This is a genomic window from Amycolatopsis circi (genome assembly GCF_003385235.1).
In the GTDB taxonomy this organism is placed as follows: domain Bacteria; phylum Actinomycetota; class Actinomycetes; order Mycobacteriales; family Pseudonocardiaceae; genus Amycolatopsis; species Amycolatopsis circi.
Genome location: NZ_PQIA01000126.1, coordinates 12,941 through 29,213, shown reverse-complemented (window position 1 = coordinate 29,213; position 16,273 = coordinate 12,941). Strand labels below are relative to the sequence as shown.

Annotated in this window: 9 protein-coding genes and 1 pseudogene; 3 read left to right on the top strand and 7 right to left on the bottom strand. The window is 70.1% G+C overall.

The features are described from left to right. Positions 1-242 precede the first annotated feature (242 nt). On the top strand, positions 243-1,163 hold the full coding sequence (locus tag D0D37_RS36745) for a hypothetical protein (RefSeq protein ID WP_162834645.1): 921 nt from the start codon (positions 243-245) through the stop codon (positions 1,161-1,163). Positions 1,164-1,358: 195 nt separating this feature from the next. Here the strand turns inward: D0D37_RS36745 and D0D37_RS36740 are convergent, their stop codons facing one another. The 4 genes from D0D37_RS36740 to D0D37_RS36725 form a co-directional block, all read right to left on the bottom strand. Continuing rightward, a complete protein-coding gene (locus D0D37_RS36740) occupies positions 1,359-2,927 on the bottom strand; it encodes a DNA glycosylase AlkZ-like family protein (protein ID WP_116205189.1) in 1,569 nt (522 codons plus the stop codon). 427 nt (positions 2,928-3,354) lie between these two features. Next, positions 3,355-7,824, bottom strand: coding sequence for a hypothetical protein (locus tag D0D37_RS36735; RefSeq protein WP_116205186.1), 4,470 nt, complete (start codon positions 7,822-7,824; stop codon positions 3,355-3,357). A gap of 100 nt (positions 7,825-7,924) precedes the next feature. Further along, complete coding sequence (locus D0D37_RS36730; protein ID WP_037814632.1) at positions 7,925-8,728, bottom strand: hypothetical protein; 804 nt, start codon at positions 8,726-8,728, stop codon at positions 7,925-7,927. Beyond that, positions 8,728-10,191: a hypothetical protein gene (locus D0D37_RS36725; RefSeq protein ID WP_116205185.1), complete on the bottom strand. Its 1,464-nt coding sequence runs from the start codon at positions 10,189-10,191 to the stop codon at positions 8,728-8,730. The genes D0D37_RS36730 and D0D37_RS36725 overlap by 1 nt, the downstream gene beginning before the upstream one ends. 77 nt (positions 10,192-10,268) lie before the next feature. Here D0D37_RS36725 and D0D37_RS36720 point away from each other — a divergent pair, with 77 nt between their 5' ends. Together D0D37_RS36720 and D0D37_RS36715 are read left to right on the top strand one after the other, a co-directional pair. Next, complete coding sequence (locus tag D0D37_RS36720; protein ID WP_116205184.1) at positions 10,269-10,709, top strand: PPOX class F420-dependent oxidoreductase; 441 nt, start codon at positions 10,269-10,271, stop codon at positions 10,707-10,709. 205 nt (positions 10,710-10,914) lie between these two features. After that, positions 10,915-12,960 (top strand): annotated as a pseudogene (locus tag D0D37_RS36715) (PQQ-dependent sugar dehydrogenase); the annotation flags it as partial. 58 nt (positions 12,961-13,018) lie between these two features. Here D0D37_RS36715 and D0D37_RS36710 read toward each other — a convergent pair. The 3 genes from D0D37_RS36710 to D0D37_RS36700 all read right to left on the bottom strand — a co-directional run bounded on the left by D0D37_RS36710 (position 13,019) and on the right by D0D37_RS36700 (position 16,273). Continuing rightward, positions 13,019-13,996, bottom strand: a complete 978-nt coding sequence (locus tag D0D37_RS36710; RefSeq protein WP_116205182.1) for an LLM class flavin-dependent oxidoreductase — start codon at positions 13,994-13,996, stop codon at positions 13,019-13,021. 288 nt (positions 13,997-14,284) lie between these two features. Beyond that, positions 14,285-15,274, bottom strand: a complete 990-nt coding sequence (whiA, locus tag D0D37_RS36705; RefSeq protein ID WP_093574335.1) for a DNA-binding protein WhiA — start codon at positions 15,272-15,274, stop codon at positions 14,285-14,287. Positions 15,275-15,310: 36 nt separating this feature from the next. After that, positions 15,311-16,273, bottom strand: coding sequence for a gluconeogenesis factor YvcK family protein (locus D0D37_RS36700; protein WP_116205181.1), 963 nt, complete (start codon positions 16,271-16,273; stop codon positions 15,311-15,313).

Sequence of the window (16,273 nt, the reverse complement as noted above, 5' to 3'; positions counted from 1 at the left end):
GACTGGGACGGCGGGGACTCGGGCGCCCCGCACGAGACCCCGTTCGGCGAACCTCAGGACGCGGCGCGGCTGAGACCGGACTACCCCGCGAACTCGACCCGCCGCTCATTCCCCGCTGCGCCAGTCCAGGCCGTCTCGGGCGATTTGGGCTAATGCGGCCAAACCGCCGGATCTCTTGGACTAAGTTGATCTTCGCGCTTCCGCGATGCGTCCGAAGGCAGTCAAGGGGAGGAACGGCGAAAATGCAGCCAGGCGGGTACCCGCAGCGTCCACAATCACCGGGGCAACCCCATTACGGGGGACATCCCGGCCAGGGGCAGGGCGGGCATCCGCCGCGATTCCCCCAGGGGCCGCCTGGGCTCGGAACAGGCCAGCAGTGGAACCCCGGCAGCTTTTCTCAGCAGGCCGCATCGGGCAACGGCACCGGCGATCGCAAGAAGCCGGGGAAGAAGTGGAGCCGCAAGAAGAAGCTCTTGATCTTCGTCCCGTCCGGCTTCGGGCTCGCCCTGGCCGTGGCCTTTCTCAGCCTGGTCGTCGTAGTCAACTGGACCCACATCACCGGGGTCCGGACGGTCACCGACGACGCCGCGGGCCTCGAGTACGAAGTCGGCGACGAATGGACCCCCTTCACTGCCCGGCTGACCATGGGCGGCGGCCAGTGGAAGATGCTGCAGTACGGCGTCGGCGAGTGCCACGGCAGCAAAGACGGCAAGCCCTCTCAGGCCGGGGTGACCAAAGCGTCCGTCTTCACCGCGGCGTATCCGGATGGTTCCGGCGCGAGCAAAGAAGAGGTCGCGAAGCTTTTCCAGAAGGTCATCCCGCCCTTCTACGAGACGAGCACCGGCTTCAAGTTCCAGGACGTCAGCGATGCCGCGCACGGCCAATGGGGCGACGTGACCATCGACGGGGTCCGGGGATACAAGTATTCGGTTCGTCCCGCCCACCACGGCGTCGCCGACTGCGACGGCGGCGTCAGCACAGACCCCGATTTCGACAACGGCATGGTCTTCGTGGCGCTGCCGTCCAAGGATTCCGCCGGGAAAGCGGTGACCGCCGTCATCTGCTACTACCTGATGGATCCGACCTTGAAGATCGACGGATACCAAAATCTGACCTCGGCGGACAAGGACGAGATCCTGAAATCGTTCAAGGTGAACAAATAGGTTCTCTTCCGGCGGAGTCGATCGGACAGCTCCGCCGGAAGGAAGGCTTCGTTCCGGGCTCTCCTCGGACTTGGGCAGCCGCGGTGTATCCGGCAGGACCGGTCGCCAAGCGTCCCGAGGGCTGGGCAGCCTGGTCGCGACGCAGGTGGGCCGCTGGGTCGTCGGGCTGCCAGCCGCCGCGCCAGTCCGGCACAGCTACCCGGCCAGCTCCTTCTCCGCTGGGGTCCGGAACTTCGGCACCACTCGCGCCTCCCCCAGCCACTCGCTCAGTCGGACGGCCTCAGCCTCCACCGCGGCGGCTTTCTCGGCTCCCACGTCCTCCAGCAGCCGGACCGCGACTTCGCCGGACGGGCGGTGGGACCAGGCTCCGACGATCCGGCCGTCGCTCCAGATCGTCGGGCCGATGTTGCCGCTGCGGTCGAACAAGGCGGGGCGGTGCGGGCCGACGTACCAGTCTCGGGCCTGCCAGCCCATCGCCGTCGGGTCGAGCGCGGGGAGCAGGGCGATCCACGGGTCGGGAGCGGCGACCGGGGCCAGGTCGTCGGGCAGGGCGATCGCGGGTTCGCCGTCCAGGTCGACTTCGGCGGGAGCGAGGGCGGTCAGCGCCTTCTTCGTCTGGCCCGCGTTCCAGCCCGTCCACCAGCGGAGGTCGGCGACTGGGGCGGGACCGAAGGCGTAGAGCCAGCGCCGGGCCAGGGCGGCTCGGGCTTCGTCTTCGGAGAGGGCTGGCCAGTCGGCGGTGCTGGGGTCGGGGCGGCCTGCCTCGGCAACGGAGCTGCCGGACTTGCCAGCGGTGGCGGGATCAGTCCGGCCCGCCTCGGCAACAGAGCTGCCGGACTTGCCAGCAGTGCCGGGATCAGCCCGGCCCGCCTCGCCAACTGAGCTGCCGGACTTGCCAGCGGTGCCGGGACCAGTCCGGCCCGCATCGGCAACAGAGCCGGAGCTGCCGGACTTGCCAGCAGTGCCGGGATCAGTCGGGCCCGGCTTGCCGACGGCGACGCGTCCCGAGTGGCCTGGCTGACCAGCGCTGCCGGAGCTGCCCAGCCCGGCCGTGGCGACGGAATCGGGGCGGGCTGACCCGGCGACGGGGCCGGAATGGCCCGGTTTGCCAGCGGAGCCGGGGAAGGCGGCGGCTTCCGCCAGCCAATCGATCAGCGGGGACCAGTAGTACTGCGTGCTTTGCCAACTCCCTCGCGGGCGGCCGCGCACGATGTGGCCTTCGGCGGCCAGCTGGAACAGCACCCGGCTGGTCACGTTGCCGATCGACTCGTACGGCTTTCCCTTCGACATCAGCAGTTGCTGACGCAGGCGCGGTTCGTCGTCCGCCAGTTGCTGGGCGGTCGCCGATCCCCTGGCGCGCAAGGCTTTTTCGACGCTCGCCAGCACTTCGTCCAGCCAATCGGCGGGGTTGGGGACGTTGTCGGGGTGGCCCAACGTTCCGAGCTGCTTTTCCAGCAGGCGACGTTGGCGGGCGGCGATGTCATACGAACAGGCCGCCTGTACCTGCGCGGCGGTGGCGATATCGGTGACAAAAACGGTGCGCCGCATGCCTAACAGGCGCAAGAGGGTGCGCCGGGTGTACAGCGCGTGCTCGACGTCGGCGACCGAGACCGCACGCACGCGCGACCAGGCGGACAGGTACACCGAGGCGGGATCGGTGGCGTGCAGCGCGACGACGCCGTCGACTGCTTCCTCGACGGTCGTCGCCCGTGCCGCTAGGTGGTGGCGTACGCCGAGACGGGCCCGACGCTGGGCGAGGGTCATCTTCACGACTCGATTCCTACCAGGAGGGTCCGACAGAAATCCCGTCCGCGCTGGTCAAGAGGGTGAGCATGGTGACGCGCACGTGGTTCCGGAACCACAGCTGGGCCGGGTCGGCGGCGGTTCGGGGATGCCAGGCCAGGCCCAGTTCGATCGGCGGCAGGTCCAGCGGGATGGGGACAGTTCGCAGGCCCAGAGCAGCCAGGAAGGGATCGGCCAGCCTGCGATGCCGATGGTCACCAGGTCGCTGCCGCTCGCCAGGACCAGGGCGCTTGGGTGACCGGGGACCACGACCGCAACGAGGCGGCGCAAGCCCAACTGGGCCAACGCGGGGCACCAGGCGGCCACGGGCTGGCGTATGTGCCCGTCAATTGACGGGTCTCGGCGCGCGGTGTGCCGTCCAGGGGCAGACCGCGCGCCAGCCAGACCGTCACGCCGGTTGTTCTTCTTCGGCAGACGACTCCACCGAAGGAGAAGACGACGCCCGGCTGAACATCCGCGTCGCCGAAAGCCGGGCCACTCCGTCGGGGTCCCCGAGGTCGTCGAGGGAATTCCGGATCGTCGCGTCCACCGACAGGTACTTCCGCCCGGCGCGCAGGTCCGCGTCGTTGCGCAGCCGCACGATCAGCGGGAATTCCGCGAGCGCGCCCGCGTCGAACAGGCCTGTCGTGTAGATCAGCTGCACGCCCAGTGCTTCCGCCACGGCCCGTTGCAGTTCCAGCAGATACCCGGCCGAAGCGCGGCCGATCGGGTTGTCCAGGAACAGCACGCCCGAATGCCGGTTCCGTGCCTTGCCGCGGTTGTTGGCGCGCAACGCGGCGAGCGTGCAGTACAGGATGATCGCCGCGGTCAGCTGCTGGCCGCCGGAGAACACGTCGCGGATTTCGGACACCCGCTGGCGTTCGGTGCGCAGCACGGAGTCCGGCTTGAGCATGTCGACCCGGTACCCCTTGGGCGAGGCGACGTGCACGCCGCGCAACACCAGCGACAGCCCGTCGCGCTTCACGTCGCGGCCGTCGGCGGTCTTGCCCGCGGCCGCCTCGTCGACGACCTCGCCCAGTTTTTCCGCCAGCACATGGTCTTCCAGCTCGGTGAACCGGATCCGCAGGAACTCCTGGCCGGACCAGTCGCCGAGCCCGTCCGGCAGCCGCGAAACCCGCTGCGCCGACCGCAGGGTGCGCAGCGCGCCTTCGACCATGCCCTGCAGCCGCGTGATGATGCCGCCGCGGTGCCGGTCGATCTGGGCGAGATCGTCGGTGAGCGTCCGCAGCCGCGGTCGCAGCGCCTCGCTCCATTCCGCCGCGTGTGCGGGAAGCTGGTCCCGCTTAACAGAAATCACCTGCTGGCGCACCGGCGTGCTGAGCTTTTCGAACCGCTTCTCGGTGGCGTACTGCGCCAGCTGGTCCGCCGCCGCGCGGACCCGGCGGTCGCCGGAGTCGGCGGCCGACTGCGCGTCGTTCAGCACGGTATTGAGCTGGTTGTACCGAGTCCGCGCGGACTCGACATCGCCATCGTACGCGGCCGCCGGATCCTCGGAACGCAAGTGCGCCAACGATTCCGACAGCAACCCGAAGCCGGACGCCGAAGACTTGCCCGCATCGAAAGTCGCTTCCGCCGCCGCCCGGCGTTCCTGCAGCTCTTCCCATTTCCGGGCCGCCGCGGACACTTCCAGCGAGGCCGCGTCGATCAGCTCAAGGCCGTGTTCGATGTCGCGCGGCCGCTCAGCCGGAGAAGCGACGCCGGTCTGCAACGGCAGGACGTCCAGCTCGGCCCGACGCGTCGACACCTGGCCGATCGCCTCGGTCCGTTCTTCTTCCAAAGCGTCGACAACTCGCCGCGCCCGCGCCAACGCCGCCGCCCGCGCGGAAGCGTCCGAACCGTCCGCCGTCTCCAGCAGCGTCGCGGCGCGCACGCGGACCTCTTCGTCCAGCGCCTCCAGCGCGGACGATGCCGCTGCCTCAGCGGATTCGGCCTGCTCCAACTCGGCCCGGAGATCGCTGCCGACCTCGACCTTCGCGTACGACTCCGAGGCCGACGCGAACGTGCGGCGCAAGGCATCCACCGGTTCCGAAGGTGCTTCGACGTCCTCCGGCAGCTCAGCCGCGCCCGGCACCTCCGCCAGCTCGGACCGTGCGGTGGTGACGGTGCGGCGGTGTCCGTCCGCGGTCCGTTGCTCCTCCCCCGCCTGCTCGCGCAACCGCGCCGCCCGCGCCGACGCCTCAGCTGCCGACGTCTCCGCGCGTTCCGCGATTTCCGTTGCCCGCTCGACTTCTTCAGTCCATTCCGCGACGCGTGCGGCCCGAGTGGACAGTTCGCCGAGCCGACGCGCCTTCTCCTCGGCTTCCGCAGCTGCCGTCCGCAAAGCCGGGACCCGCTCGCGCAGCGAAGCGGCTTTTTCGCTCAGCCGGGCGAATTCCGCCTCCGCTTGCCCGAGCGCGGTCTGCGCCGTCTCCCGCGCGACGCGAGCGTTTTCGGCTTGCTCAGCAAGCGTGCCGATCGCACCGGCCGGATAGTCCTCGCGCCAAGTGGTGAGCTTCCAGGTCAACGCGCCATCGGCAGCCAGCGATTCCGACAGCTGCTCCAGCCGACGCTGCCGTTCCGCGTGCCGCAGCGCCACGGCTTCCCGCTCGGTGTCGGCCGCTTCCTCGTCGTACATCGCCGGGTTCGGCGGCACCAGGAACTCGACGCCCGCCGCGGCCGGGCCGTCCTTCTGAAAAGCATCTGTGGTCCCGACCGCGATCACCGCGCTCGGCAACAGCCGGGAAGCAGCCAGCACTTCACGCGCCCGCTTCACCTGCGCCGCATCGTTCAGCAGCACCCCCGCGACGAGCTGCGGCATCCGTTCCAGCACTTCGTCGCGCCGCACGGAGTCCAGTTTGGACAGATAACGCCAGCCCGACCACGCGGTGATCCCGGCCTGCTCCAACGCATCCAGCGCAGCCTGGACGTCCTCCGGAGGCGGCAGCAGTCCACCTGACCCAAGCGCGGCCAGCGCCCGCTCGTCGGCCGACTCCTCCATCCGCAGCGCGGTCTGTTCCTTCTCGACGGCCGCGCTCGCGTCGCGCAAACGCTGCAGCAGCACCGGAAGATCGCTCTCCAGCTTGACGTCGTCCGCGCCGAGCAGCTCCATCAACCGCGGTTCCGCGGCCAACGCGTCGGTACGCCGGTGCGCGCGTTCGAGGTCTTCGGCCGCCCGCACGAGACGGTCCTGAGTGGACCCGGCGAGCTGGTGCGCCTCGTTCACCGAGCGCTGCGCTGCCTGCAGATCCTCGCCGACCCGGTCAAGTTCCTGTTCCCGGCGAACGGATTCCGCTGCCGCAGCCTCAGCTTCCGCCCGCGCGGACCGGGCCGCTTCCGCGACATCCGCGCCGGACGGCAACAGTCCACTTCGGACCGACTCCGAAATTTCCTCGCGCAGCTCCGCAATCCGCGACGACAGCCCGCGCGCCTCAGCCCGACGGCCAGCAGCCAGGTTCGCGGACTCGTCCCGATCGGCCTGCGCCTTCTCGGCTTCAGCACGCAATGCGTCCGCGTGCGCCTCGGCTTTGTCCGCCTGGCGCTGCGCATCACGCGCCAGCGAAAGCAAACCGCGCCCCAGTGCGACCGCCGCCGCATCCCGCGCGGCCAGCGCCGGTTTCGCCTTCTCTTCACGGTTTCCGACCAGCTCACGCAGGTCTTTCGCCTTGCGGGCAGCGTTCAACCGGTTCAGCACGGTGGCGGTTTCGCGCCACGCCTCAGCTTGCGTCTTCGCCTCGGCCAGCTCGCCGTCGACGCGCTCGCGTTCGATCTGCGCTTCTTCCAGCCGCAGCACCGCGACCAGCCGACGCAGCTCGGTGACGCCCGCGGTCAGCCGCCGATGGTCGCCCTCGGCGAGCTTTTCGGCGGACCGCACCTCCTCGACGTGCTCTTCCAGGCCGGACAGCCGCGCGTTCTCCAGCTCGTTGCGCGCGTGGATCCGCCCGGCCAGTTCACCGAGGTCTTCACGCGCCGATTCGGCGATCCGGCGCGACGCCGCGGCCACGCCCTCTTCCTCGGCCAGCGGACCGAGCAGTTCCAACGCGCCTTCGACGAAGTCCTTCTCCGCCATCAGATCGCCGCGCTGCGAGAGGTTGTTCGCGTACGTCGACACGACCTCGGCTAGGTCCTTCGGCTCGTCCTCGGACAGCACCGCGCGCAGCAGGAACTCCACGAACGCCTCGTCGGTGGAGAACTGGAACGCGTCCGCCGCCTCGCCCTCGCCCGCGTTCATCGCGCGCTGGTAGCGGAACAGCTCGGTGTCCAGGCCGAGCAGGTCGAGCCGCCCGGTCCACTCGTGGTGCCGGCGCGTCCAGAACAGCTCCAGCTCCGGCTCGGCCATCGCCGCGCCCGCGATCCGGTCGTGGAAGCCGGACATCGTGAGCAGCCTGCCGTCCTCGGTCAACGGCAGCGAATCGAGGGCGACGTCGGCGGTCGGGCGGAAGCAGTACCAGGAGTCGACCAGGTTCTCCGAGTCCGCGGACGTCACGTGCCCGCGCCACTCCGACACCTTGCCGGTGATCACCCGCTGCCCGGTCTCGACGTGCAGCCACTCCAGCACCACGTGCGCGACGTCCTTGGCCGTCACGAACTTCTCCAGCACCTTCGTGCTCGTGGTGCCGACGACCTGGCGCCGCCCGGGCAGCATGACCGAGAAGATCAGCTTGATCAGCACGGACTTGCCGCCGCCGTTCTCCAGGAACAGCACGCTCGCCGGCGACGGACGGCGCACCGGGCCGCCGGCGTGGATGCCCGCGGAGAACAGCGCGTCCTGCTTCGGCGCGGTGATCGTGGCCCCGACGCCGCTGAAGTCCAGCACCACGTCCTGGTACCGGGCGCCCGCCGGGCCCACCGAATGCAGGCGGACCCGCGAAAGCTCGTACATCCGTTTCCCCTCTACCGCGCCTGTTCCGCCCGCTGGTCCGTGAGGGGAACCCTGAGGGACTCTGATTCCCTCAGGGTTCCCCTCACGGACTTTGGTTCCCTCACTGCAGCGTGTCCGAGGCGGTCGCGCGCAGCGTTCCCCCTGCCCCGGCGACCGCGACGACGTCGAGCGCGAGCAGGTCGTCGAACGCGGCGTCCGCGGCCAGCTCCCGCACCTGGATCTGATACCGCGGCGTCGTCCGGTAAGTGCCGCCCTGCTCGTCGCTCACCTGCACCAAAAAGCCTTGGTCGGCAAGGAAACGCAGCGCCCGCGACACCATGCCGCGCGTGGTGTCCGCCGCCATCCGGCCGTCCTTCGTCGCCGCGGCGGCCGGACGGCGGGCGTACGCGCGCCACGCCTGCTCCAGCTCCGGCGCGTCCGCGAGCGGGTCGTTGTTCGCCTCGGCCAGCTGCGCCCGCTCGTCGAGCACGCGCGCCGCTTCGCGGACCATCGCGTCGACCTGCTCGACGCTCACCCGGCCAATGTAGGTGTCGTTGGCCAGGTCGTCCGGCCGCGGGTAGCCGAGCGCGGCCGTCGCGAGGTGGATCAGGCCGTGCAGCACCTTTTCCGTCTCGCGCCGTTCGCGGATTTTGGCTTGCCGCGCGTAGCTGTCCATCTTGATCTCGAAGACGGACTCGTCGGTGGCCGCGAGCACGCACCCGGCCTGCTGCGTCACCTCCAGCACCATCAGCCCGAGCCCGGACGCGACAGCGTGGGTGAGCGCCTTGAACGCGTTGTCCTCGCCGTAGCGGCGCACCAGCTCGCCGTACACGACGTCGCGGGCGGGCAGCTGCTTCGGGCGCATTCCGAAAGCGACGAGGCGCGCGGCGGCCTCGGCGTCGACGCTCGTGTGCGTCACGGGCATCAGGCGACCTCCTCGGTCTCGTCGTCCGCTCGTTCGACCTCCGCGGTGGACAGCAGCAGATCGGCCCCGCCGAAGTCCGGGTCGTCGAGCAGGGTGCCGTCGTCGACGGCGAGCAGCACGTGGCGTTCCCCCTGCCGGCGCGCCGCGCCGACCTCGGGACTGTAAGCGTGCACCGCGCGCAGCGCGACCAGAGCCGCCAGGTTCGGCTGCCCGGAGCGGCGCGCGTCCTCCAGCAGCCCGGACAGCCGGCGCGGCACGTCGGGCAGGTCGAGCAGTTCGTCGGCGAGACGCCACACGTCGTCGCCGAACCGGTCGGTCACCTCGGCGGGCATCAGCTCCGGCTCCGGCACCTCGCCGACCAGCTGGTCACGCTCCGGGGCGGGCCGCAGCAGCAGCGACACCAGCGAAGACAGCGACGGCACGACCGGCGTCGCAATGCCCGCGACGGCGTGGAAGAAGTGCTCGGCGGGCGCGGTGGCGTCGGCGAGCGGCAGCCCGAGCGTCGGCATCAGGAGCTGGCCGAACAGGTCGATCGTGGCCCGCTGCGGCGGTCCGGAGAACTGCTGGCGGTCCTGTTCGGCGCGGAAGACCGCACCGGCGTCGGCCAGCCGCGACTGGAGCCGGGTGTGGCGCCGGATGCAATCGGCGACGATGTCGACCAGTTCGGCCGCGCGACGCTTGTGGTCGGCGTCCTCGGACCCGTCCCGCGCGGTGGTGATGTTCTTCAGGATCGCGTTCTCCGCGCGGAACCGGGACTCGATGTGCCCGAGCGCCGATTCGATCAGGTCCGGCACCTCGCTCTCCCAGTCGACCGCGCGCACGTCGCGACGGGTGGCGTCGAGCTTCGCGCGCAGCGTCTCGCCGTACTGCACGGTGCGGTAGCGCGCCTGTTCCGCAGCGAGCTTCGCGTCCGCCAGCCGGCCGCGGTTGATCAGGTTCTCCAGCTTCACCTCGGCCGCGATCTGTGCCGATTCGACGTCCGTGTCCAGCGCGCCGACCAGCACGTTGATCGCCTCGTCGGTGGCCCGCAGGTACACCTCGCCGTCCGGCGCGGCCAGTTCGACCAGGAGTTTGAAGTCGAACTGGCGGCGCCGGTAGCCGCCGGGGCCGAGCGAGCCGTAGACGCGCCGGAAGCCTCGGTCGGTCGTGCCGACGTTGATCAGGTTGTCCAGCACCCACTTGGCGACGCGCACGTGCTCTTCCGGCATCCGCGAGGGCGCCTGCAGCGAGATGAACGGCAGCAGCCGGTCGATGACCTGGTCGTGGCCCGCGCCGGTGTCGAAGTCCATCGCGATGGTGACCTGGTCGATCGTGTGCAGCGCGATCTCGGCCATCTGGTAGACGGTGGCGTCGGCCCAGTCGAGCTTCGCCTTGCGCGCGTCGAGGTCGTGCAACGGCGCGGTGCAGGCGAGCGCCTTCAGCCGACGGGTCAACCCCTCGTCGGCGAGCCCAGCGGCGCCCATCTCGTCGTATCGCACAGCAGGTCAGGCTAGTCGGCCTGCCCGAGCGCCCGCACACGCGGACGGCTAGCGTGGCGGGTATGCGGGAGATGACCAGGGCGGAGTGGTGGAAGTTCGCGAGCGAGGGCACGCGGACCGGGATGCTGGGGATCGTGCGGGCCAACGGGGCGCCCGTCGTCACGCCCGTGTGGTTTCTGCTGAACGAGGGGCCGCACGGTGACGAATTGATCTTCACCACCGGCACGGACACGCTGAAAGGCAAGGCCCTGCGCCGCGACGCGCGGCTCTCGCTCGCCGTCGACGACCAGCGGCCGCCGTTCTCGTACGTCCAGTTCACCGCCGAGGCGGAACTGCACCACGACCTCGACGAGATGCGCGAGTGGGCCACCAAGCTCGGCGCGCGGTACATGGGCGAGGAGAACGGCCCGGCCTACGGCGAGCGCAACGCCGTCCCGGAAGAATCCCTCGTCCGGGCGAAGATCACGAAGGTGATCGCGCGGGCGGACATCGCCGGCTTCTGACCCACTGGTTCCCTCTGTTCACGCTCCGCGGCATTCGCTGCGGAGCGTAATGCCGCGATCGCACTATTGACACCGCACCTGCCGAGGGTGTGTGATCTGTCCCGATAAATAGGAAACTTTCCTAACGAAGACGTTCTCTTCCGCCGCCGCCCCGATCCCCCTCAAGCAGGAGGCCCCCGTGGCACGACGCTCGACGTTGAGCGCGCTGTTCGCCGGTACCGCGGCGACCGCGCTCGGCTGCGCACTGCTGACCCCCGTGACCGCGACCGCGGCGACCGGGGATTACGAGTCCGAGGACGCGACGCTCTCCCAAGCCAAGATCGCCACGAACCACTCCGGCTACTCCGGCAAGGGATTCGTGGACTTCGACAACCTCGTCGGCAGCTACGCCGACTACTCGGTCAACGCGGCACAGGCCGGCACGCACACGCTGACTTTCCGCTACGCCAACGGAACCGCCGACGACCGGCCGATGAAGCTCGTGGTCGACGGCGGCGACAAGGGTACGGTTTCCTTCCCTGGCACGGGTTCCTGGACCACGTGGAAGACAGTCACCGCGACCGTGCAGCTCACCGCGGGCGTCAATCACGTGCGCACCGTTTCGGCGTCCGCGAACGGTGGACCCAACACCGACAAGATCACCGACAGCTTCAGCGCCCCGGTCGACAACGAACCGCCGACGCCGCCGAAGAACTTCCAGGCGTCGAACATCCGGCCCACCGCGGCGGATTTCCGCTGGGAACCGGCGACGGACAACGTCGGCGTCACTCGGTACGAGATCAACCGCGGCGGCAACACGCTGAAGGTCGTGGACGGCAAGACCACGTCGGCGACCGTCGACCAGTTGACGCCGAACACGTCGTACGACATCTCGGTGATCGCCTACGACGCGGCGGGCAACCCGTCCCAGCCGAGCAACGTCGTCGGCGTGAAAACCCCGCCCAGCGACGACAAAACCCCGCCGAGCGTGCCTGGCTCGCTCAAGTCCACCGGCAGCACTTCGGACAGCATTTCGTTGTCCTGGAAGGCTTCCACCGATGACAGCGGCTCGATCGCGGGCTATGACGTGTACCAGGGCAAGGACCTCGTCTCAACCACGACGCAGACTTCGGCGACCGTCACCGACCTCAAGCCGAACACGTCCTACACGTTCACCGTGAAGGCGCGTGATCCCAACGGAAACGCCTCCGCCGCGAGCAACGCGGTCACCGCGAAGACCACCAGCAGCACCGGTTCCGGTGGCGGAATCCCGTCGTACGACAAGGACATCGCGAAGGTCGACCTCGGCTGGGCAGTCGGCTTCCTGCCGAACGGCAACGCGCTGGTGACCGAGCGGGACCGCTTCGAACTGCTGCAGATCACCCCGGACGGCAAGAAGACGACGCTCGGCAAGATCCCCGGCGTGGTCACCACGAACGGCGAGGGCGGCCTGCTCGGGCTGGCGATTTCACCGCAGTGGACCACCGACCACGCGGTGTACCTCTACCACACGTCGTCCAGCGACAACCGGATCGTGAAGGTCACCTACGACGGCACCACGCTGTCGAAAACGACCACCCCGGTGCTGACCGGCATGTCCAAGAACCAGTACCACAACGGCGGCCGGATCGCGTTCGGCCCGGACGGCAAGCTGTACGCCACCGTCGGCGACGCGAAGGTCAAGGCCAACGCGCAGAACAAGAGTTCGCTCAACGGCAAGATCCTGCGGCTCAACCCCGACGGTTCCGCGCCGAGCGACAACCCGTTCTACGCCACCGGCGGCAACGCGCGGTACGTCTGGAGCTACGGGCACCGCAACCCGCAGGGCCTCGCCTGGGATTCGCAGGGACGGCTGTGGTCGTCGGAGTTCGGCGAGAGCAGCCAGGACGAGCTGAACCTGATCCAGAAGGGCGGCAACTACGGCTGGTCGGCCTGCGAGGGCACGATCGGCGACTGCAAGGGGACCATCGCGCCGAAGAAGACGTGGCCGACCTCGCAGGCCGGACCGTCGGGCATCGAGATCGTGAACGACTGGATCTACATCGCGGCGGTGACCGGCAAGCAGTTGTTCGTCACGCAGATCAAGGGCGACAGCATCGGCGACGTGTCGGCGGTGTTCTCCGGCCGCTGGGGCCGGCTGCGCTCGGTGACCAAGACGCCCGACGGGCGCCTGTGGGTGACCTCGACGAACAACGACAAGCTCGGCGGGACGCCGGACACCATCGACAACGTCGTGGTGCAGCTGAAGTTCCCCGGCGCGGCGTTCGCCGGATAAGCCGCGGCAGGGGTGACCGGAGCGGCGCCGGTCACCCCTGCCGCACCTCATTCTTTCAGGCCCCGGCAACCAGTTCGTAACAGCGGACGCGCGCCTTCGCGTCGAACACCGGGACTGTGACCATGATTTCGTCCGCGCCGGTCTGCTTCGCCAGCTCCGCGAGCCGCGCCCGGACCTGCTCCGGCTCGCCGTACGCCTGCGCGGCCCGGAAGTGTTCGAGCTGCGGAACCATCTCCGGCGCGAACTCGTACCCGGCGGCCTGCTCCGGCGTCAGCATCGGCTGGTCTCCCCCGCCGCCGGTGAGCAGGTGGGATTTGAGGACGTTCATCGGCCCGGACAGGTATTCGGCCTCGGCCGCGGTGTCCGCGCAGATCGTCTCGACGCACAGCAGCACGTACGGCTCGGAGCGCCACTTCGACGGCTGGAACTTCTCGCGGTAACGCTCCAGCGAGGGTGCGGTGTTGTCCGGCCGGATGTGGTGCGCGAACGCGATCGGCAACCCGCGCTCGGCGGCGACTTCCGCGCCCGCCGGGCTGGAGCTGAGCAGCCACGGCTCCGGAACGGTCACTCCGCCCGGGAGCACCTTCTCGCTGCCGAGATAGCTGAGAAGCTCGTCGACGTCGGCGTGATAGTCGGCTTCCCCGGCCGGTTCGGCTCCTCGGCGCAGCGCCCGGATGATGTCCGGGTCGAGCGCACCAGGCCCGCGCCCGACGCCGAGATCGACTCGGCCGTCACTGAGCGCGGAGAGCGTGCCGAACTGCTCGGCCAGCGCGAACGGCGCGTGGTTCGGCGCTAGGACACCGCCGGAGCCGACCCGCACCTGGGACGTCACCGCGGCCGCATACGCCGCCAGCACCTGCGGGGACGCGCTGGCTATGGCCGGGGAACCGTGATGCTCGGCGAACCAAAGGCGGTGGTAGCCGAGGTCGTCGAGCCGCCGAGCGACGGTGGACAGCGGCCCGAGCGCCGCCGTGGCCGACTGCCCGGCTTCGACGAGCGCGAGTTCAAGTGCGGAAAGCGGCACATCGATCATGCCGCCTACGGTAGCGAACCCGGCGGTGTGGCGGGGGTGATTTGTCCACAGTGGACGAAGTCTTGCCGGTGGGACGCGGCTGAGCTGGGCGGGCGCAAGGCTCAGGACGGTGCGGTGGGCAGGTGCTCCGAGGACCGAGCCGAAGCACGCGCCGCGCGCGGCAGCGCAGCAAGTGCGGCTGAGCGGCAGAACAGGGGTGGCGAGCGGGGTGGTCGTGAGTGTTTATGCCGGTTAGAACCGGCATAAACACTCACGAGACCCGCACCCAGCCTGAACCCGGCGACCGCGTCAGGCTTCTTCCTCCAGCATTTCCGGGGTCACCGCGGATTCGGTGTCCGGGATGCTCAGCTCCTTCGCCCGCTTGTCCGCCATCGCCAGCAGCCGCCGGATCCGGCCCGCCACCGCGTCTTTCGTCATCTGCGGATCGGACAGCTGGCCCAGTTCCTCGAGCGACGCCTGCCGGTTCGACAAGCGCAGGCGGCCGGCGGCGAGCAGGTGGTCCGGGGCCGTGTCGCCCAGGATTTCCAGCGCACGCTCCACCCGGGCAGCCGCCGCGACCGCAGCGCGAGCCGAGCGGCGCAGGTTCGCGTCGTCGAAGTTGGCGAGGCGGTTGGCCGTCGCGCGGACCTCACGGCGCATCCGGCGTTCTTCCCACTGCAGCACGCTCGTGTGCGCCCCCAAGCGGGTCAGCAGGGCGCCGATGGCGTCACCGTCGCGGACCACGACCCGGTCCGCGCCCCGCACCTCGCGGGACTTCGCCTGGATGCCCATCCGCCGGGCGGCACCGACCAGCGCCAAGGCTGCTTCCGGGCCTGGGCAGGTCACTTCCAGCGACGACGAACGACCCGGTTCGGTCAGCGAGCCGTGCGCCAGGAAGGCTCCGCGCCAGGCCGCTTCGGCGTCGGCCACTCCGCCGGACACCACGGCGGCGGGCAGACCGCGCACCGGGCGTCCGCGCTGGTCGATCAGGCCGGTCTGCCGGGCAAGGCCCTCGCCGTCCTTCACCACGCGCACGACGTACCGCGTCCCCTTGCGCAGGCCGCCGCTCGCGGTGATCACGTGCACGTCCGAATGATGTCCGTACAGCTCGTGGATCTCCTTGCGCAGCCGCCGCGCGACCGACCCCGTGTCCAGCTCCGCCTCGACCACCACCCGGCCGGCCACGATGTGCAGCCCGCCCGCGAAGCGAAGCAGCGACGCGACCTCCGCCCGGCGCGGCCCGATCTTCGTGATCTCGAGCCGGCTCAGTTCGTCCTTCACCGCGGCGGTCATCGCCATGTACTGCCCCTCCTGCCTTTCGCTGCGCGCCCGCCGTCACCCACAGTGCTCCCCGCCGAGGCCTAGTGCCTCTCGCATGCACTGGGCGAGCGCACCAGGATCATGCCGTCCCTCCACGACCGGGTCGGCCACCGCCCCCAGGCAGGCCCTCGCCCCGAGGCGTTCGGCCGCCCGGCGCAGGCTTGCCGGGTCAGGGACGGAATCACGGTCCGCGACGACGGCGTCGACCCGCAGCGCGGGCGCGTGCTCGAAGAGTACGTCCAGATGCCGCTCCGGAGAGAATCCGCCGGTTTCCCCCGGTTGGGGGACAAGATTCAGCACGACGACCTTGGTGGCGCTCGTGCGCACGAGCGCGTCGTGCAGATCCGGGACCAGAAGATGCGGCAGCACGCTGGTGAACCACGAGCCGGGGCCGAGGAACACGACGTCCGCCTCCAGCACCGCCTCGATCGCCTCCGGGCATCCGCGCGGCGGACGCTCCTGGCGGCCCGCCGGGTGCAGCGTGATCCGGTGCACCTGACCGGGCGTGCTGGCGACCGCGACCTGGCCGCGGATCCGCCGGATGGCGTCCGGATTCTCGCTGTCCAGGCCGCTGACCTCGCCCTCGATCTCCAGCGGCTCCGGCGACATCGGCAGCACCCGGCCGGAGATGCCCATCAGCCTGCTCGCCTCGTCCAGCGCGGCCACCGGGTCGCCGAGCACCTCGAAGAGCCCGGCGAGCAGCAGGTTGCCGACCGCGTGCCCGGCGAGCGCGCCGTCGCCGCCGAAGCGGTGCTGGAACACCTCCGCCCACAGCCGCCCGCCGTCCTCCGCGGCGAAGGCGGCGAACGCCTGGCGCAGGTCGCCCGGCGGCAGCAGCCCCAGTTCGCGCCGCAGCCTTCCGGACGACCCGCCGTCGTCGGCCACCGTCACCACCGCCGTGACGGCGCGGGTGATCCGCCGGAGCGCGGTCAGCGTCGCGTGCAGCCCGTGTCCTCCGCCCAGCGCCACCGCGCGCAC

Bases quoted from the DNA above. Each gene is read 5' to 3' on its own strand.
- D0D37_RS36745 (WP_162834645.1), top strand. From the start codon at position 243: ATGCAGCCAGGCGGGTACCCGCAGCGTCCACAATCACCGGGGCAACCC.
- D0D37_RS36730 (WP_037814632.1), bottom strand. From the start codon at position 8,728: ATGCCCGTGACGCACACGAGCGTCGACGCCGAGGCCGCCGCGCGCCTC.
- D0D37_RS36725 (WP_116205185.1), bottom strand. From the start codon at position 10,191: ATGGGCGCCGCTGGGCTCGCCGACGAGGGGTTGACCCGTCGGCTGAAG.
- whiA (WP_093574335.1), bottom strand. From the start codon at position 15,274: ATGGCGATGACCGCCGCGGTGAAGGACGAACTGAGCCGGCTCGAGATC.
- D0D37_RS36740 (WP_116205189.1), bottom strand. From the start codon at position 2,927: ATGACCCTCGCCCAGCGTCGGGCCCGTCTCGGCGTACGCCACCACCTA.
- D0D37_RS36710 (WP_116205182.1), bottom strand. From the start codon at position 13,996: ATGATCGATGTGCCGCTTTCCGCACTTGAACTCGCGCTCGTCGAAGCC.
- D0D37_RS36720 (WP_116205184.1), top strand. From the start codon at position 10,269: ATGCGGGAGATGACCAGGGCGGAGTGGTGGAAGTTCGCGAGCGAGGGC.
- D0D37_RS36735 (WP_116205186.1), bottom strand. From the start codon at position 7,824: ATGTACGAGCTTTCGCGGGTCCGCCTGCATTCGGTGGGCCCGGCGGGC.